Genomic DNA, 18,405 nt, shown 5'->3' with positions numbered 1-18,405 from the left:
AGCCTAAGGACGTCATGAATCCCTGGTTACTTGCTATCAGACCCCGTACTTTACCGGCCGCCGTCGGCCCCTTGTTGGTGGGCAACACCCTGGCGCTGACGCTGGACAGTTTCAGTGTGCTTATTGCCGTGGCTTCAATGATTTGCGCGCTGCTGCTGCAAATTGCCGTGAACCTGGCCAATGATTATTTCGATTTCAAAAGCGGCGTGGATACCGAAGAGCGCCTCGGCCCGGTGCGGGTTACCCAAAGTGGCTTGATTGCTCCGGCCAGGGTCAAGGCCGCCATGATTGCCTCGCTTTTGGCAGCGCTGGCGGTAGGTTCTGTGCTGATTTGGCACGGCGGCTGGCCCATTGCCATTTTGGCGGCAGCATCGATTCTGGGCGCCCTGTGTTACAGCGGCGGCCCCTACCCCCTCGCCTCACATGGTCTTGGTGAAGTCGCCGCCTTTGTGTTTTTCGGCCTGGTGGCCGTGGTCGGCAGCTATTATCTGCAGGCTGGTACCACCTCGGTAGACGCCTGGATTTTGGGGGCGGCCATTGGTCTTTTTAACGCCGCCATCATGCTGGTCAATAACACCCGTGATATCAGCACCGACACCAAGGCAGGTAAGCGCACGCTGGCCGTTCGCATCGGCGAAGCCCAGTCACGGGTGCTGTATCAGGCGCTGGTGTATCTGCCATTTGGACTTATTATCGGCAGCTTTTTGATGGGCATTCTGCCGGGCTGGCCGGTGCTGCTGGCCGGACTGTCGATTGTGATTGCCAGACGCCTGTCGCGGGAATTCAGCGAAATCAGCGGCGGCGCCTTAAACCCACTGCTTGGCCGCACTGCTCGCCTGACTCTGGTGTTCAGCGTGCTCTTTTCCGTTGGCTTACTTATTCCCGTTCAGGCGTGATAGCTGGCCAGTGCGAATTAAAAAAGGCTTCCCGAGGGAAGCCTTTTTATTTATCTGACGTTTAGCTTAGAGCTTAATCAGGTCGCGTTCGGCGCTGCTCCAGTTGAGGTGGTATTTCTCCCCGGCCGGGGTATCAATACGCTCGAAGCTGTGGGCACCGAAATAGTCACGCTGACCCTGCAACAGATTGGCAGGCAGGGTTTCGCGGCGGTAACCATCATAGTACGCCAGCGCCGAGGTAATGCAGGGCGAAGGCACACCGGCCAGTACCGCCTTGGACACCAGACGGCGCCACGACTGCTGCGCCTCACCCAGTGCCCCGGCAAAGCTTTCTGCCATCATCAGGTTGGCAAGTTTTGGCTCGGCCTCATAGGCTTCGGTGATGGACTGCAGGAAGGTGGCGCGGATAATACAACCGGCACGCCAAATACGGGCAATGGCGGCAAAATCCAGCTCCCAGCCCTGCTCGGCGGCATTCATGGCCATCAGCTGGAAGCCCTGGGCATAACAGCAAATTTTGGCGCAGTAGAGCGCCTGTTCCAGCTCATCAATAAAGCTTTTTGCATCAACGCCTTCAAGCGGCTCAGCGCCGCCAAGACGGCTGGCAAGCTCGCTGCGAAGTGCCTTTTGGTTAGACAGAGCGCGGGCGTAAACGGCTTCGGCAATTGTCGGCGCCGGGGTGCCGATTTGCAGGCTGCTGACCGCAGTCCACAAACCTGTGCCCTTCTGGCCGGCTTTATCCAAAATCATTTCCACCAGCGGCTTGCCGGTCACAGGGTCGGGCTGGCGCAATACTTCGGCGCTGATGCCCATCAGGTAGCTGTTGAGCTTGCCCTGATTCCAACGCTCGAAAATAGCAGCGATTTCCTGGGCAGACAGGGACAGCACGTCCGAGAGCAAATGGTAGGCTTCGCAAATCAGCTGCATGTCGGCGTATTCTATGCCGTTATGCACCATCTTTACGTAGTGACCGCTGCCTGCAGGGCCTATGTAGGCGGTACAGGGCTCGCCTTCCAGCACAGGGTTACCCGGCTCGAAGCGCTCAATGGGCAGACCTGTGGCGTTGTCGACCTTGGCGGCGATGGCGCGCCAGATAGGTGCGACCCTGTCCCAGGCCTCTTTTTTACCGGACGGCATCAAAGAGGGGCCAAAACGGGCGCCCACTTCACCGCCGGATACGGCTGAAGAGAAAAACACAAAGCGGCCAGCGTAGTCCTGTTCACGCTTAACGGTATCGGTCCACAGGCTGTTGCCGGTGTCGATAACTATGTCTTCCGGCTTGATGCCGGCATCCATCAGCGCTGAGCATACGCCATCGACCGGCGCGCCGGCAGGAACCGACAGCAGCAGTAAACGCGGAGAGCTTAAGCAGGCCAGCATCGACTTGAGGCTATCGACACCGGTGATCTCAGTAGCGTTGCTGTGGGCCGGTTTGGCGGCGACTTCGGCGGCAGACTGACTCACAGCTGCGCGCACCTTGGCGCCGTCCAAATCAAAGGCAGCCACGCGATAGCCGTTGTCTGCGATATTGAGGGCAAGATTTTTGCCCATGACACCCAGGCCAATGACCCCGATGTCGTGCAATTGGGTGTGGTTTTGCATTTATATATTCCACGGGTACAGAAAGAGGCAGAATTCGCCGCGGATTATAGCTACTTTGGTAAATGAATTACAGCTGTGGCCGGAAAATGCATAGGAATGCACTGTAAAACTGTTGCTAAATGACGACCTTAGCAATAAAAAAGCCCCTGAAGATATCAGAGGCTTTTCCATCAAATGGGTCGTCAGACCCTGGCGTCACCATAGCCCATGCGGGTCAGGGTGTTGCGCACCAGCTCCAGCGTGGCCGGATCTTCAATGGTGGCGGGCACCGCATATTCCTGATTATCAGCAATCTTGCGCATGGTCGCCCGCAGAATTTTACCTGAGCGGGTCTTGGGTAATTTGGGAATGGCGCTCACCAGTTTAAAGGCAGCCACCGGGCCGATTTCGCTTCTCACCAGCGCCACCAGCTCTTTGTTAAGCTGCTCTTCGCTGATATCCACCCCGTTTTTAAGTACCACCAGTCCAAGTGGCAACTGGCCCTTGAGCTTGTCTTCCACCCCAATCACAGCCGCTTCGGCCACGGCGGGATGCTGACACAGCACTTCTTCAAAGCGTCCGGTAGACAAACGGTGACCGGCCACATTTATCACGTCATCGATACGGCTCATGATGTAAAGATAACCGTCTTCATCCATGTAACCGGCATCCCCGGTGAGGTAACAGCCAGGGTACATGGACAGATAACTGTCGATATAGCGCTGGTCGTTCTGCCACAGGGTTGGCAAGGTGCCCGGCGGCAGCGGCAAGCGGATCACCACATTGCCGTACTCGCCCGCGCCGACGCTGTTGCCGGCTTCATCCACCACATCCACCAGATACCCGGGCACTGGCCGCGCCGGAGAGCCCGGTTTAATGGGCGTTTGGGCAATCCCCATCAGGTTGGCAGCCACAGGCCAGCCGGTTTCGGTTTGCCACCAGTGGTCAATCACCGGCTTGCCGAGAATTTGCTGCGCCCACACCAGGGTGTCGGGATCGCAGCGCTCGCCGGCCAGGAACATCTGTTTAAGGCAGCTCAGATCCACCGAGGTGCATTGCAGGCCGTCTGGATCTTCCCGCTTGATAGCGCGAATGGCGGTAGGCGCAGTAAAGAAGCTCTTAACGCCGTACTTTTTAATGGTGCGCCAGAAGGCACCGGCATCCGGCGTGCCCACTGGCTTGCCTTCATACAAAATGGAGGTGGCGCCCGCTATCAGCGGCCCATAGACAATATACGAGTGACCCACGACCCAGCCCACGTCTGACGCCGCCCAGAAGGTATCGCCGGGCTCTATGTCGTAGATGTAACGCATAGACCAGGCGAGCGCCACCGCATGGCCTCCGTTATCCCGCACCACGCCCTTGGGCTGCCCTGTGGTGCCGGACGTATACAGCACGTAGAGGGGATCGGTGGATTTCACCGGCACCCAATCGGCATCCGGCGCACTGGCCACCGACTGCTGCCAATCGAGATCGCGTCCCTGCTGCAGCGCCGCTTCATACTGAGGGCGCTGCAAAATCAGGCACTTGCTGACTTTATGACTCGCCTGATCCAGAGCGGCATCCAAGAGTGGCTTATAGGCTACTACCCCGGAAGGCTCTACACCGCAAGAGGCCGACAACACCATCACCGGCTTGGCATCGTTAATCCGGCTCGCCAGTTCATTGGCGGCAAAACCGCCGAATACCACCGAGTGAATGGCGCCAATGCGCGCGCAAGCCAGCATGGCATAGGCAGTTTCGGGCACCATGGGCATGTAGATCACCACCCGATCGCCCGCCTTGACGCCCTGGGAAACCAGCAGCCCCGCCAGGCGCTTTACCTGCGCCAGGCACTCATCGTAGCTGATGGAGTATTCGGTTTCGGTCACAGGGCTGACGTAATGAAACGCAGTCTGCGCGCCGCGACCGGCAGCGACCTGACGGTCAAGCGCGTTATAACAGGTGTTGATTTCACCGTCTGTGTACCAGCGGTACAGCGGCGCCTGACTGTCGTCGAGAATGGTGCCGGGCGTTTTGTGCCAGTCGACCAGGGCTGCCGCCTGGCGCCAATAGTCGGTTGGATTGTCTCTCGCCGCCAGACGCAGTGCCTCAGCGGGATCGTCAATAGGCTTGCCGGTGCTCGTGCTTGTTATCGTTGTCATTGTTTTATTCTCCAAATTGGAGTGGCGCTGAGGCCGTAAGGTCCCTTCCTTATTGACTGCATTATTGCGCGCCGATAGCCGCTTCCCCATTAGACAAAAGCCTAGGGCACCACAAAACTGTGAAACTATTGCCTGACAAGCTGTGACGAAAGCAGGATCCCTGACGGACAAACGTTGAAGAGATCCTGCGCCAAGGTTAGGATTTTGCTGACACTTTGTTCACGGAAGACACCTCAAGATGATCAGAAGACACTCAGCCAAGCTGCTGCCAGCCGTGCTTGCTTTACTGCTTGCCAACACAGCCGCATTGCCGACAGCGTATGCACTGGAGCAGGCACAAACCGCCTCCGCCACTGCCGCAGAAAACGTTCGACAAAATACCCAGCAAGCCGGCACGCCAACCGAAGCGCCATCAGCCATGCCACTCAGCGGCAGCGCGCTGAAGCTGTCGCAGCTGCTCGAACCCATCAGCCTGGGCGAGTCAGATACCCTGGGCGCCGCAGTGCTCGGCAGCCCCGAACTGCTGGTACGCTTTTATCAGAATCGTCAGTTCGCACCGCTGTGGACCGACCCTGACTACAGCCGCGAAGCCATTGGCATTCTGGATGGCGCAGCCGATGATGGCCTGCTGCCTGCCGATTACCATGCAGAACTGCTAAAGACGCTGCAAAACGATGACAGCAAGGCGCTGGAATATGAGTTGCTGCTCACCGACGGCATCATCACCCTGGGCACCCATTTGATGAACGGCAAGGTAAACCCGCAAACCCTGGGTCGCACCTGGAACTATGAAGAAGTCACGGTTAATTTTGGTTATCTGGCCAAGGAGCTAGACCGCCATGTGCGGGAAAAGTCGCTGGCACAGGCGCTGGATACCCTGCGGCCCCAGTATCAGCCTTACCGTGATATGAAGGCGCACTTAAAACGCATGCAAACGTTGGCGGCGAACCAGCCCTTTGCGGTTATTCCCCTTGACGCCACCATACGTCCGGGCAAACCATCACCCAGCCTTGCTGCCATTGCCGAGCGTTTAACGCTGCTTGGCTATCTGACCAAAGATGCGGATGCGCAAACCAATACTGCTGCAAATAGCACCACTGCCAGCACCTCCTCAGCCTTAACCCTCAGTAGCGAACTGCTGCAAGCGGTGAAAGAGTTCCAGGCAAGCCATTCACTCAAACCCGACGGCGTTATTGGCAAGGGCACCATGGCGGCCTTAAACGTGCCTTTTGCCGAGCGGGCCAAACAAATTCAGGTCAATCTTGAGCGGGCCCGCTGGTTGTCGGCTGACTTGTCGTCTGACTTTTTGATTGTGAATCTGGCCGGTTACCAGCTGAAGCTGTTTCGTGAAAATCGCCTCGATTGGGAAACCGACATCATTATCGGCAAGGTGAGTTCAAAAACGCCGCTGTTCAAGTCGCGCCTCAAATACATGGTGGTCAACCCCACCTGGACTGTGCCGCGCTCCATCAGCCGCGAAATCATCTGGCACCTGAAAAAAGACCCTGAATATCTGCAAAAGAAAAACTTCGTGCTGCGCACCGCCTCGGGCGCCCCGGCCGACAGCAGTGGTATCGATTGGCAAACGGTTAACCCAAGAAGCTTCCCCTACTGGTTCGTACAACAGCCGTCGGAGAATAACGCCTTGGGGCAAATCAAGTTTATCTTCCCCAACGCTCACTCGATTTACCTGCACGATACCCCGGCCAAAAGCCTGTTCAGTCAGGAAGACCGCGCCTTCAGCCACGGCTGTATTCGGGTAAAAGACCCACTGGTGCTGGCAGAACGATTAATGTCGCCAGCCCCCAACTGGTCACCGGACAGCCTTAATCAGTCGCTGGCATCCGGGCAAACCAAGCAAATCTTCCTCGCTGAGCCGCTGGATATCCTGATCATGTACTGGACCGCCGAGACTCGTGACGGCAAGCTTCAGTTCTATAAAGATATTTACAAGCGCGATCAGGCTGTGGCCGACGCGCTGCTGGGTCAGCGTCACTCCAGAATTGCCGCCGCAGGCGATCCAAACCTGCTGTAACCTAAAACCTCAACAACTTTCAGGGCGCCAAAAGGCGCCCTGATTATTTCAAATCCTGCGCCACCGCGATTGGCGGCTAAGGTTTCGCTCAGTTTAAGGGGCCGTCAGTCACGGCAAGCCCATGTAAGCCCACGCTGACAGTGGCGGGATGAAAAAGCCAAACACCACCATGACACCAGCTTTACCTTTACGTAAACTTCATATATCTTGCTTGCAATTGAAACAAGTAATATCCGGTGTCGAAATGAGTTCAAACAATAACGCACAAACCAGCTATTCCATCAGTGACTTGTCGAAGGAATTCGACATCACCACCCGCTCTATCCGCTTCTATGAGGATCAGGGCCTGCTGAAGCCAAAACGCCGCGGCCAAACCCGTATTTACAGCCTCAAAGACCGGGTGCGCCTTAAGCTGATTTTGCGCGGCAAGCGCCTGGGCTTTTCGCTGGCCGAAACTCGCCGTTTGTTTGAGCTTTACGATGCCGACAAGACCAGTGTCACCCAGCTGAACACCATGCTGGCACTGATTGAAGAGAAAAAAGCCGCCCTGCAGCAACAGATGGACGACATCAAGGTAGTGCTGATGGAGCTCACCAGCGCCGAGGCCCAGTGCCGCACCGCGCTGGATGGGCAGCAAAAGGCATAAAGGCCGATCCGAGCCGCCCGGCGTTACCTAAACTCATTAAACACAATAACAAAGATAACAAGACAACAAGCAGATTTAAGGACACAAGCACATGAGCCACCTGTACTCTACTCTCAACTTTGGACTCGGTGAAGACGTGGATATGCTGCGGGACGCAGTATACGAATTTGCCAAGGGTGAAATTGCACCGCTGGCCGAAAAGGTCGACCGCGACAATGCATTCCCCAACGAGCTGTGGGCAAAATTCGGTGACATGGGCCTGCTCGGCGTCACCGTGGCCGAAGAATACGGCGGCGTCAACATGGGTTACCTCGCCCACGTGGTGGCCATGGAAGAAATCAGCCGCGCCTCGGCCTCGATTGGCCTGTCTTACGGCGCCCACTCCAACCTGTGCGTCAACCAAATTCACCGCAACGGCAACGAAGCCCAGCGCGCCAAGTACCTGCCAAAACTCATCAGCGGTGAGCACATAGGCGCCCTGGCCATGAGTGAGCCAAACGCCGGCTCCGACGTGGTATCCATGAAGCTGCACGCCCGCAAACAAGGCGATCGTTACATCCTCAACGGCAACAAGATGTGGATCACCAACGGCCCAGATGCCCACACCTATGTGATTTACGCCAAGACCGACCTCGACAAGGGCCCCCACGGCATCACCGCCTTTATCGTTGAGCGCGGCTTCAAGGGCTTCTCCCAGGCGCAAAAGCTCGACAAGCTGGGTATGCGCGGCTCCAACACCTGTGAGCTGGTATTTGAAGACTGCGAAGTACCGGAAGAAAACATCCTCGGCGGCCTCAACAACGGCGTCAAAGTGCTGATGAGTGGCCTGGATTACGAGCGCGTGGTGCTCTCCGGTGGCCCGCTGGGCATTATGACCGCCTGTATGGATATCGTGGTGCCTTACGTACACGAGCGGGTGCAGTTCGGTAAATCCATTGGTGAGTTCCAGTTGGTACAGGGCAAGCTTGCCGACATGTACACCGGCATGAACGCGGCCAAATCCTACGTGTACAACGTGGCCCGCGCCTGTGACCGCGGCGAAACCACCCGTAAAGATGCCGCCGGTGTGATTCTCTACGCCGCCGAATTGGCCACCAAGATGGCGCTGGATGCGATTCAGCTGCTCGGCGGTAACGGCTACGTCAATGAGTACGCCACCGGCCGCCTGCTGCGGGATGCCAAGCTGTATGAAATCGGCGCCGGCACCTCGGAAATCCGCCGCATGCTGATTGGCCGTGAGCTGTTTAACGAGACTAAATAACTCTGTCTTATAAATCAGCCCGCTAAACCAAGCTGAAAGCCAATAAGCCAACTCTTCACATCCACTCCCCGGCAAAGCGCCGGGGTTTAAGGACACTGCGGCAGGCAACAGGCCTGCCCCTTGGAGGACACAAGACGTGACTCAACTTACCTCCCGCGTGAATCCGCGCAGCGACGAATTCAAACAAAAACACGATGCCATGGCGGCCCTGGTGGCTGACCTCAAAGACAAGCTTGCCCATATCGAGCAGGGCGGCGGCCCGGTGGCCATGGAGCGCCACTTGTCCCGTGGTAAGCTCGCCCCCCGTGCCCGGGTGGAAAAACTCTTGGACCCCGGCTCGCCCTTCCTGGAACTGAGCCAGTTTGCAGCCTATGAGGTGTACGATGAAGACGTACCGGCGGCGGGCATCATCGCCGGTATCGGCCGGGTCAGCGGCGTCGAGTGCATGATTATTGCCAACGATGCCACCGTAAAGGGCGGCACCTACTACCCCATCACGGTGAAAAAACACCTGCGTGCTCAGGCCATTGCCGAGCGCTGCCACCTGCCCTGCATCTATCTGGTTGACTCGGGCGGTGCCAACCTGCCCCGTCAGGACGAAGTCTTCCCCGACCGTGACCACTTTGGCCGTATCTTCTTCAATCAGGCCCGCATGTCCGCCAAGGGTATTCCACAAATCGCGGTGGTGATGGGCCTGTGTACCGCGGGCGGCGCCTACGTGCCAGCCATGGCCGATGAATCCATTATCGTGCGTGAGCAGGGCACCATCTTTTTAGCAGGCCCGCCGCTGGTGAAAGCTGCCACCGGCGAAGAAGTGAGCGCCGAGGAACTTGGCGGCGGCGACGTGCACACCAAAATCAGCGGCGTGGCCGACCATCTGGCGCAAAACGATGAGCATGCGCTGGAGCTCGCCCGCAAGGCGGTATCGCGCCTCAACCATCAAAAGCAGGTTGAGCTGCAACTCGCAAAAGTGAAACCGCCCAAGTACGACATCAACGAGCTTTACGGCATCGTTGGTACCGACCTTAAAAAGCCCTTCGATGTGAAAGAAGTGATTGCACGCATCGTGGATGACTCCGACTTTGACGAGTTCAAGGCCAACTACGGCGCCACCCTGGTGTGCGGCTTTGCCCGCATCCACGGTTATCCGGTGGGTATAGTGGCCAACAACGGCATCCTGTTCTCTGAGTCGGCCCAGAAAGGCGCGCACTTTATTGAGCTGTGCTGCCAGCGCAAAATTCCACTGGTGTTTTTGCAAAACATCACCGGCTTTATGGTGGGTAAAAAATACGAGCACGAGGGCATTGCCAAGCACGGCGCCAAGATGGTGACCGCGGTTTCATGCGCCACTGTGCCCAAGTTCACCGTGCTGATTGGCGGCAGCTACGGCGCCGGTAACTATGGCATGTGCGGCCGCGCCTTTGAGCCTACCCTGATGTGGATGTGGCCCAATGCCCGCATTTCAGTGATGGGCGGCGAGCAGGCCGCAGGCGTGCTGGCCACTGTGCGTAAAGATGGCCTCGCCCGCAAAGGCGAAACCATGAGCGCGGAAGAGGAAGCCAAATTCAAGGCGCCCATCATCGCCCAGTACGATAAAGAGGGTCACCCCTACCATGCCAGCGCCCGCCTGTGGGACGACGGCATTATCGACCCTGCGCAAACCCGTGATGTACTGGGGCTGGCCATTTCCGCCGCCCTCAACGCCCCCATCGAAGAGACCCGCTTCGGCGTGTTCCGCATGTAAGGAGAAGCAGATGACAACCATGACTTCCATTGCCGAGCTGTCTGCCTCCTTCAGTGCCGTGCGCTGCGAGCTTAAGGGCAAGGTGGGTTATCTCATCTTGAATCGCCCTGAAGTGCACAATGCCTTCGATGAGGTGATGATAAGCGAAATGACTCAGGCCATTAATGCCTTCGCCCACGAGAGCGACTGCGCTGTGATGGTGCTTAAAAGTGACGGCAAGCATTTCTCCGCCGGCGCCGATTTGAACTGGATGCGCAAGCAAGCCGCCATGGACTTTGATGCCAACCTCAAAGACGCCCGCGAGCTTGCCAACCTGATGGATACCCTCGACCGCTTCCCCAAGCCGTCCATCGCCCTTGTTAACGGCGCAGCCTACGGCGGCGCCCTGGGGCTGATTTGCTGCTGCGATATTGCCATCTCCAGCCATAAAGCCAGTTTCTGCCTGTCAGAGGTCAAACTGGGGCTTATTCCTGCGGTCATCAGCCCGTACGTGGTGCGCGCCATGGGGCCGCGCCAGAGCCGCCGCTATATGCTCACGGCTGAGCGCTTCGATGCCAGCATGGCGCTGGCCTTAGGCGTAGTGCATGAAATCGCTGACGATTTAGATGCCGCTGCTGCCCCCATTATCCAAAACCTGCTCAGCGGCAGCCCCCAGGCCCTCGGTTGGTGCAAGTCACTTATCGCCCGGCTGCAAAGTGGCGTGATTGATGAGCACACCCGCGACTACACCAGCGAGCGCATCGCCCGTATTCGGGTGTCTGGCGAAGGACAGGAAGGCCTTAACGCCTTTTTCGATAAGCGCAGCCCAGCCTGGGTCAATGATACCGGCAGCAAGGACTAAGGGATTTTCCATGTTTAACAAACTCTTAATTGCTAACCGCGGTGAAATCGCCTGCCGCGTTATCCGCACCGCCCGTGATATGGGCATCAAAACCGTGGCCGTGTATTCCGACGCCGACCGCGACGCCCGCCATGTGGCGCTGGCGGATGAATCCTTTTATCTGGGGGAAAGCGCCCCGGCAAGCTCGTACCTGCGTGGTGAGCTGATTATCGACATCGCCAAAAAGTGCGGCGCCGAGGCCATTCACCCCGGCTACGGCTTTTTGTCAGAAAACGCCGAATTTGCCCGCGCCTGTGAAGCAAACGGCATCGCCTTTGTCGGCCCGGGCTCCGATGCCATCGATGCCATGGGCAGCAAAAGCGCCGCCAAGCTCATCATGGAAAAAGCAGGCGTGCCCCTGGTGCCCGGCTACCACGGCGACGATCAAACTGATGCTACCCTGCTTACCGAGGCCAAAAAGATTGGTTATCCGCTCCTTATCAAGGCCGCCTACGGTGGCGGCGGTAAAGGCATGCGTATTGTCGAGGGCGAGAGCGAGCTTAAAGCCGCCATCGACTCGGCCCGCCGCGAGGCTGCTTCCAGCTTCGGTAACGACAAGCTCTTGATGGAGCGCTATCTGCGCCAGCCGCGCCATGTGGAAGTGCAGGTATTTGCCGACTCTCACGGCAACTGCGTGTATCTGTCTGACCGCGACTGCTCAATTCAGCGCCGCCACCAAAAGGTGGTGGAAGAAGCCCCAGCCCCCGGTCTGCCCGACAGCCTGCGCAGGCAAATGGGCGAGGCCGCCGTGGCTGCGGCCAAGGCCATCGATTACCGCGGCGCCGGTACTGTGGAGTTCCTGCTCGATGCCCCTCAGCCCGGTAAAGAGCGCAGCTTCTTCTTTATGGAGATGAACACCCGATTGCAGGTAGAACATCCGGTAACCGAAATGGTCACAGGCCAGGATCTGGTGAAATGGCAGCTGTTGGTGGCATCGGGTTCAGTGCTGCCCCTTGAGCAGCACGAAATCCAAATCCACGGTCACTCCTTTGAGGTGCGGATTTACGCCGAAGACCCCAATAACGAGTTTCTGCCCGCCAGCGGCAAACTCACCTTTTTGCGTGAGCCAGAGCCAAGCCGCCATGTGCGTATCGACTCAGGCGTGCGTGAAAACGATGTGATTTCAAACTACTACGACCCCATGATTGCCAAGCTGATTGTGTGGGACGAGTCGCGCCCCCGTGCACTGGCACGCCTCAGCCGTGCCCTTGGCGATTACCGTGTCGGCGGCCTTAAGCACAATATCGAGTTTCTCTCCAACATCGCCGAGCATCCGGCGTTTAGTGATGCCAACTTCTCCACCGACTTTATTGGCCGCTATGGCGATGCCCTGATTGGCGACAGTCGCGATGAGGCCGACACCGCCTTTGCGCTGGCGGTGCTGACCCAGCTTAAGCTGCGGGAAGCGGATGCCCAGGACGCTCCCGGCCACGATCCTTTCAGCCCTTGGTCGAGCCTTAAAGGCTTTCGCTTAAGCAGCCCAAGGCGCCACAGCGTGACCCTGCTGGATGATGCTCACCAAAGCCGCAGCGCCGAACTCACCGAGTCAAGTGGCCGCTATCAGTTGCGCCTCAACGACAAACTGATTGAGCTCGGTGGCAGCATTGAAGACTGCGAGCTTAAGTGCGAAATCAACGGCCACAGGATGAAGGTGACAGTATCGCTGGAAGAAGGCGGCCTGACCGTGTTCCTCTCAAGCGGCAGCTACCACTTCCGCGAAGTGCTGGGCCAGGTGTTGGAAGAAACCGCAAGCTCAGAAGATAAACTCAAGGCACCGATGAACGGCACCGTAGTGACGCATTTAGTCGCCGTTGGCGACAAGGTAGCCGCCGGTCAGGGTTTGCTGGTTATGGAAGCCATGAAGATGGAATACACCATAGAAGCGCCCTTCGATGGGGTGGTGAGCGAGTTCTTCTTCGCCCCCGGAGAGCTGGTGTCCGACGGCACCCTGCTGCTGGCGCTGGAGCCAGCCGACAGTAAAGAAGTGGAGGCCTGAGATGGCACTGCCTTCCCATATCAGCCTGTTTGAAGTCGGCCCCCGTGACGGCCTGCAAAATGAAAAACAGGTCAGCACTGCCGATAAAATTTTGTTGGTCGAAAACCTTGCCGCCGCAGGGGTTAAGCGCATCGAGGCGGCAAGTTTTGTTTCCCCCAAGTGGGTGCCGCAAATGGCCGACTCAGGCGAGGTTCTCAAGGGGATTTCCCGTGTGGCAGGCGTGCGTTACAGCGCCCTTACCCCTAATTTAAAGGGGCTGGAACTTGCCCTTGACGCCAATGCCTCAGAGGTAGCTGTATTTGCCGCTGCCTCCGAGGGCTTTAGTCAGAAGAACATCAACTGCTCGATTGAAGAGTCGATTGAGCGGTTTATCCCATTGATAGAAAAAGCAAAAGAGCACAATTTGCCGGTGCGCGGTTATGTCTCCTGCGTGCTCGGCTGCCCCTACGATGGCGAGATAGCCGTAAGCGAAGTGGCGCGAGTGTCTGAAATTCTGTACAAACTCGGCTGCTATGAAATTTCTTTGGGTGACACCATAGGCGTTGGCACGCCCGTAAAGGCCCGTAAAATGGTTGAAGCCGTGGCAGCAAAAGTGCCCGCCGATAAGCTCGCGCTGCACTTTCACGACACCTACGGCCAGGCGCTCGCCAATATCCTGGCCTGCCTTGAGAGCGGGATCCGCACCTTGGATACCTCGGTGGCAGGCCTCGGCGGCTGCCCCTATGCCAAGGGTGCGTCGGGCAATCTTGCCAGCGAAGATCTGGTGTATATGCTCCATGGCATGGGCATAGACACAGGCATCGACCTTGGCAAACTGATTGAGGCCGGTAACCGTATCAGCGCCGCCCTTGGCAGACAAAACGGCTCCAAAGTGGCTCGAGCACTGAGCTAGCCACTGCAAGAAAGTGGCACGGGCACTGAGCTAGCCACTGCAAGATAACAATAACTATCTCCTGCCCTGTCGCGGGCAGGCGAACAAAGCACAGCACACGACCTGACGTCGCAGCAGGTTAAGAACAAAAGGAAGACAAGATGGCTGGACTCTACAAGGTCGTCGACAGTTACGACCAGGCCCTGGCGGGCCTTAACGACAATATGACCATCATGGTGGGCGGTTTTGGCCTGTGCGGTATCCCGGAAGGCCTGATTAATCAGATGGTAAAGCTTGGCACCAAGGGCCTCACCGCCATTTCCAACAACGCAGGCGTTGATGACTTTGGTCTGGGGCTTTTGCTGCAAAACAAGCAGATCAGCACCATGATTGCCTCCTACGTGGGTGAAAACGCCACCTTCGAGCGCCAGATGCTGAGCGGCGAGCTGAACGTTATCCTCACCCCACAGGGCACCCTGGCCGAAAAAATCCGTGCCGGCGGCGCCGGTATTCCTGCGTTCTTTACCGCCACAGGCTACGGAACCCCGGTAGCCGAGGGCAAAGAAACCCGCGAAATCAAGGGCCGCCACTATGTGCTGGAAGAGTCCCTGACCGCCGATTTCGCCCTTATCCGCGCCTGGAAGGCAGACACCATGGGTAACCTGGTGTTCCGTAAAACCGCCGCCAACTTCAACCCCATGATGGCCACCGCCGGTAAAATCACCGTGGTGGAAGTGGAAGAAATTGTTGAGCCGGGCGAGCTTGACCCGGACCACATCCATACCCCTGGGATTTATGTGGATCGCATCATTAAAGGATGCTTTGAGAAGCGCATTGAACAGCGCACCGTGAAGCAGGCATAAGGAGACACGCCATGGCACTTTCAAGAGAACAACTGGCCCAGCGCGTCGCTAAAGAGCTTAAAGACGGCTACTACGTAAACCTTGGCATCGGCATTCCAACGCTTGTTGCCAACTACATCCCCGAAGGCGTGCAGGTGATGCTGCAGTCGGAAAATGGCCTGCTCGGCATGGGCGAATTCCCCACCGAAGAGACCATCGACCCGGATTTGATTAACGCCGGTAAGCAAACCGTAACCGCAGTAAAAGGCGCGTCGTTTTTCTCCAGCGCCGAGAGCTTTGCCATGATCCGCGGCGGCCACGTGGACCTGACCGTACTGGGCGCCTTCGAGGTGGACGTTGAAGGCTCTATCGCCTCCTGGATGATCCCCGGCAAGCTGGTAAAAGGCATGGGCGGCGCCATGGATTTGGTGGCCGGTGCCGACAATATTATCGTAACCATGATGCACGCCGATAAATACGGCAACTCCAAGCTGCTGCCCAAGTGCGAACTGCCACTGACCGGCTTTGGTTGCATCAAGCGCGTTCTTACCGATCTGGCCTTTATCGAAATCAAAGACGGTGTCTTCCACCTGCTGGAGCGCGCTCCCGGCGTGAGCGTTGAAGAAATCGTTGAAAAAACTGCAGGTAAACTGGTAGTGCCTGCCGAAGTGCCTGAGATGCAGTTTTAAAAGGCCATTCACTTTTTTGTGGTTAATAAAAACACCCGCAGCAGCGGGTGTTTTTATTTGCGCCAGGTCATTCAGTTACCCCATTGTTTACCGTACCGATCACTGACTTGTTAACAGCTTGTAGATTAGGTATCTTCGACCATAACAACATCTGTATTACCGGTAAGCAATTGCCTGATACAAGCGACATCTAACCAATGAGCGATTGTTAGCAGCGCTCACCAACACCACAGCAGCAGGGAAGCGCACAAATAAAAAGAGGCAGGGAAATCCCTACACTTCGCCCTCCCCCTCTTTTACTTAAGCTGCTGAACCACAGTAATAGATGCTATTGAGCTTCAATAGCGTCGTGCGGTAGCTATGGCTTTTCCAGCGACATCGATATCAAGCAGACCACTTATGTCAGTCTATCCAGTGGGCTTACAGTTCCGGCATAGTGTTGACCCAGTACATGGGTATAAATTTGCGTCGTTTTCACATCGTTGTGACCAAGCAACTCCTGCACGGTGCGGATATCGTAACCGGCCTGCAAAAGATGAGTGGCAAAACTGTGGCGAAAGGTATGGCAGTTAACCTTTTTCCGCACTTCGGCAGCCCGCACTGCGGGCTTTAGTGCTTTACGAATGACACTGTCGTGGAGATGATGGCGACAAACTTCAGCTGTAATCGGATGGGGGCATAAACGGTACTTGGAAAGATATACATCCAACTGGGATCGCGGAATGCGTTTGGATACTTTATTGAAAGTGCGGCAGGCATAGATGGGCCGATATTGCTCTCGTTGTCTTTTTGCTGGATGTGCAAACAACGTTCAATTTGCTCAGGTAACCAATTTAGGCAACTTCGACTGAGTAGGGTTTGGCGGTCTTTATTCCCTTTCCCATCATGCACAGTCACAGACAACCGCTGGAGATCGACATCCTGAATCCTAAGCCTTAGGCATTCAGTCACTCTCAGCCCACTGCCGTAAAGCATTTGAATCACACGTAACGGCCCGCCACTGAGCTTCGAGAGGATCTGTGCAACTTCAGTGATTGACAGTACGGTAGGTATATAACGCTGTTTAGAGGCAAGCGTAAAAGGCAGGTCGCCGAGATCAGTCTGTAGGAACTTATGATAGAGATAGACCAAGGCGTTCAAGGCAACTTTTTGTGTGTTTACAGCCACATGCCGCTCAACCGCCAAGTAGGTTAAAAACGTTGTGATTTCTTGAGCGCCCATAGTTTCAGGGTGACGCTTTTGGTGAAACAGTATGTAAAACTTAATCCAATGCAGATACGTTCTTTCGGTGCGTAAACTGTAACCTCTCAAACGCATGCTATTACGAACTGCCTGTAGGAACGGACTGTTACCCATACAACACCTCATTACAAACTGTATATAAATACAGTATTATTGGTATTCGAAAAAACGCAAGCACGGTTTTATGATGTTGATGGCACGGTTTTATCTGTTCAATAATTAAATTATCCTTTAAATTAGTTTGTTAGATGGTGACGGGTTTCAGATAACAGGCCATTAGAAAGCGCAAAGCGTGCCGGCACGCTTTGCTTGTAAATTGATATGGACAAAATCGGCTAACCCAAAGAATAATAAACAAAATCCCCAGCACGCTTTTCACTGGTCTGAGGTGATAAATGAGCCGGCTCGTTATACAAATGTTAAACGAAAATGAACATCAAGCACCTACTACTAGCAATAACGATTACTTGGAGCCTTATTAGCATGGCCGATGAGGCAATGATATATGCCGAAACAGAGTTCACTGTTGGAGTAGAAACTGTTCTTGAAAGTGGATCGCCCAAGAATAGCTATATGGTAGTGTTCGAGGATGACGGAGACACTGGATATTTATACGGACTAGATAGGAGCCGAGATGGTAACCCCATTCTCGACGCCCTCCATATTTATAATGTTGCCAATGTCACTGACAAACATCTTTCCTCGGAAGCACAAATAGTATGGTCAGGAGACGGAAACAAGGCTCTATTACTAATAAACGGCTATCCTCATGCGGCTTTCGACTTTGTTGCTAAAAGAGGCTATTGCCGAACCAGCTTCCCACCTCCGGACACCAAGTGGACAAAATACAGTCATGAGTGGAGCGATGATGTTCTTACACTATTCTGAGTCCGCGTTTAACAAGGCCAGCCAGAGGGACCAAAAAACCGCCGCTTCGCTCTGGTTTTTCGGCCCCTGCTGGCGGCGTTATAGCTCAGGAGATAAAATTGGAACAAGAGTTGGCATTTAAAGCATCAGATTTGATGCCTATTGTGACTGCAGTAGCTGCATTGTTAGGTGTTTACATTACAAATCTTGCTCAGGAGAGGCGAGCAAAGGCTGATTTTCGAAATAAAGTAATGCTTCAAGAACGAGTACTTAAGAGAGAAAAGCTTGAGGAAATGCACACTCTTTTTCAGAAATGGGAGCTTGATGTTTCGGGGCTGTATTTAATTTATATACCTGTGTATCAGGGTAAATATTCAGCTGAAGAGGCGATGGAACTTTCGCAGAAAAATCGTCTTCAAGAAAAGGGTGACCAACAACGATTTCAAACTCTCATGCAGCTATACTTTCCTGATCTTGAAATAGAATACAACTTTGTTTTTGAAGAGCGCGGCAAGGCACTCGCGTATTGCAAACCTGATGGTGAATTCAAGCGTGCAGATTTAAAGAAATTCTATACAGCTCAAGAAAACTTTGAAGCACAAACAAAATTATTTAGAGAGCTCATGGCACAAAAAATAGCAGAGCTATAACAAACAATTTAAGAGTGATTCACCACGCTTGGCATTTTTGGTTTGGGTTTAGTCCGGTGTT

Annotated in this window: 14 protein-coding genes and 1 pseudogene; 12 read left to right on the top strand and 3 right to left on the bottom strand. The window is 55.4% G+C overall.

All coding sequences use genetic code 11. The annotated features are described in order from the left end of the window. The first annotated feature begins 14 nt into the window (after positions 1-14). Complete coding sequence (locus tag STH12_RS04660) at positions 15-896, top strand: 1,4-dihydroxy-2-naphthoate polyprenyltransferase (protein WP_126166479.1); 882 nt, start codon at positions 15-17, stop codon at positions 894-896. A gap of 66 nt (positions 897-962) precedes the next feature. Here STH12_RS04660 and gndA read toward each other — a convergent pair whose 3' ends face one another. Beyond that, on the bottom strand, positions 963-2,498 hold the full coding sequence (gene gndA / locus STH12_RS04655; RefSeq protein ID WP_126166478.1) for an NADP-dependent phosphogluconate dehydrogenase: 1,536 nt from the start codon (positions 2,496-2,498) through the stop codon (positions 963-965). A gap of 182 nt (positions 2,499-2,680) precedes the next feature. Further along, on the bottom strand, positions 2,681-4,621 hold the full coding sequence (locus tag STH12_RS04650; RefSeq protein WP_237158747.1) for a propionyl-CoA synthetase: 1,941 nt from the start codon (positions 4,619-4,621) through the stop codon (positions 2,681-2,683). A 238-nt stretch (positions 4,622-4,859) separates the two neighbouring features. Here STH12_RS04650 and STH12_RS04645 point away from each other — a divergent pair, with 238 nt between their 5' ends. From STH12_RS04645 to STH12_RS04605, 9 genes are all read left to right on the top strand, one after another. Continuing rightward, positions 4,860-6,656, top strand: a complete 1,797-nt coding sequence (locus tag STH12_RS04645) for a L,D-transpeptidase family protein (RefSeq protein ID WP_126166477.1) — start codon at positions 4,860-4,862, stop codon at positions 6,654-6,656. A 244-nt stretch (positions 6,657-6,900) separates the two neighbouring features. After that, on the top strand, positions 6,901-7,302 hold the full coding sequence (locus STH12_RS04640; protein WP_126166476.1) for a MerR family transcriptional regulator: 402 nt from the start codon (positions 6,901-6,903) through the stop codon (positions 7,300-7,302). Between the two features lie 91 nt (positions 7,303-7,393). Further along, the gene (locus STH12_RS04635; RefSeq protein WP_126166475.1) at positions 7,394-8,563 is read left to right on the top strand and encodes an isovaleryl-CoA dehydrogenase; all 1,170 of its coding nucleotides are present in this window, start codon (positions 7,394-7,396) and stop codon (positions 8,561-8,563) included. Between the two features lie 136 nt (positions 8,564-8,699). Next, positions 8,700-10,307, top strand: coding sequence for a carboxyl transferase domain-containing protein (locus STH12_RS04630; protein WP_126166474.1), 1,608 nt, complete (start codon positions 8,700-8,702; stop codon positions 10,305-10,307). Positions 10,308-10,317: 10 nt separating this feature from the next. Further along, positions 10,318-11,148 carry an enoyl-CoA hydratase-related protein gene (locus STH12_RS04625; protein WP_126166473.1) on the top strand — a complete coding sequence of 277 codons (831 nt, stop codon included), beginning with the start codon at positions 10,318-10,320 and terminating at the stop codon, positions 11,146-11,148. Positions 11,149-11,158: 10 nt separating this feature from the next. Beyond that, entirely contained in the window at positions 11,159-13,183 is a 2,025-nt protein-coding gene (locus tag STH12_RS04620) for an acetyl/propionyl/methylcrotonyl-CoA carboxylase subunit alpha (protein ID WP_126166472.1), read from the top strand. A gap of 1 nt (position 13,184) precedes the next feature. Continuing rightward, on the top strand, positions 13,185-14,075 hold the full coding sequence (locus STH12_RS04615) for a hydroxymethylglutaryl-CoA lyase (protein WP_126166471.1): 891 nt from the start codon (positions 13,185-13,187) through the stop codon (positions 14,073-14,075). 140 nt (positions 14,076-14,215) lie between these two features. Beyond that, complete coding sequence (locus STH12_RS04610; protein WP_126166470.1) at positions 14,216-14,917, top strand: CoA transferase subunit A; 702 nt, start codon at positions 14,216-14,218, stop codon at positions 14,915-14,917. An 11-nt stretch (positions 14,918-14,928) separates the two neighbouring features. Continuing rightward, positions 14,929-15,585 (top strand): CoA transferase subunit B, encoded by a 657-nt coding sequence (locus STH12_RS04605; RefSeq protein WP_126166469.1) that lies wholly within the window; start codon positions 14,929-14,931, stop codon positions 15,583-15,585. 397 nt (positions 15,586-15,982) lie between these two features. On the opposite strand, the pseudogene STH12_RS04600 reads toward STH12_RS04605, so the two are convergent. Then, a pseudogene (locus STH12_RS04600) lies at positions 15,983-16,941 on the bottom strand (integron integrase). Positions 16,942-17,256: 315 nt separating this feature from the next. Here STH12_RS04600 and STH12_RS04595 point away from each other — a divergent pair. After that, positions 17,257-17,715 carry a DUF2251 domain-containing protein gene (locus tag STH12_RS04595; protein ID WP_237158745.1) on the top strand — a complete coding sequence of 153 codons (459 nt, stop codon included), beginning with the start codon at positions 17,257-17,259 and terminating at the stop codon, positions 17,713-17,715. Between the two features lie 98 nt (positions 17,716-17,813). Then, positions 17,814-18,344 carry a hypothetical protein gene (locus STH12_RS04590; protein WP_126166468.1) on the top strand — a complete coding sequence of 177 codons (531 nt, stop codon included), beginning with the start codon at positions 17,814-17,816 and terminating at the stop codon, positions 18,342-18,344. The last annotated feature ends 61 nt before the right edge of the window (positions 18,345-18,405 follow it).

The organism is Shewanella khirikhana (assembly GCF_003957745.1).
In the GTDB taxonomy this organism is placed as follows: domain Bacteria; phylum Pseudomonadota; class Gammaproteobacteria; order Enterobacterales; family Shewanellaceae; genus Shewanella; species Shewanella khirikhana.
The sequence above is the reverse complement of the archived record's forward strand: the minus strand, read 5'-3'. Positions and strand labels throughout refer to the sequence as shown.

Coding starts and splice junctions, on each gene's coding strand:
- gndA (WP_126166478.1), bottom strand. CDS start 2,498: ATGCAAAACCACACCCAATTGCACGACATCGGGGTCATTGGCCTGGGT.
- STH12_RS04610 (WP_126166470.1), top strand. CDS start 14,216: ATGGCTGGACTCTACAAGGTCGTCGACAGTTACGACCAGGCCCTGGCG.
- STH12_RS04645 (WP_126166477.1), top strand. CDS start 4,860: ATGATCAGAAGACACTCAGCCAAGCTGCTGCCAGCCGTGCTTGCTTTA.
- STH12_RS04625 (WP_126166473.1), top strand. CDS start 10,318: ATGACAACCATGACTTCCATTGCCGAGCTGTCTGCCTCCTTCAGTGCC.
- STH12_RS04615 (WP_126166471.1), top strand. CDS start 13,185: ATGGCACTGCCTTCCCATATCAGCCTGTTTGAAGTCGGCCCCCGTGAC.
- STH12_RS04605 (WP_126166469.1), top strand. CDS start 14,929: ATGGCACTTTCAAGAGAACAACTGGCCCAGCGCGTCGCTAAAGAGCTT.
- STH12_RS04660 (WP_126166479.1), top strand. CDS start 15: ATGAATCCCTGGTTACTTGCTATCAGACCCCGTACTTTACCGGCCGCC.
- STH12_RS04635 (WP_126166475.1), top strand. CDS start 7,394: ATGAGCCACCTGTACTCTACTCTCAACTTTGGACTCGGTGAAGACGTG.
- STH12_RS04620 (WP_126166472.1), top strand. CDS start 11,159: ATGTTTAACAAACTCTTAATTGCTAACCGCGGTGAAATCGCCTGCCGC.
- STH12_RS04640 (WP_126166476.1), top strand. CDS start 6,901: ATGAGTTCAAACAATAACGCACAAACCAGCTATTCCATCAGTGACTTG.
- STH12_RS04595 (WP_237158745.1), top strand. CDS start 17,257: ATGAACATCAAGCACCTACTACTAGCAATAACGATTACTTGGAGCCTT.
- STH12_RS04650 (WP_237158747.1), bottom strand. CDS start 4,621: ATGACAACGATAACAAGCACGAGCACCGGCAAGCCTATTGACGATCCC.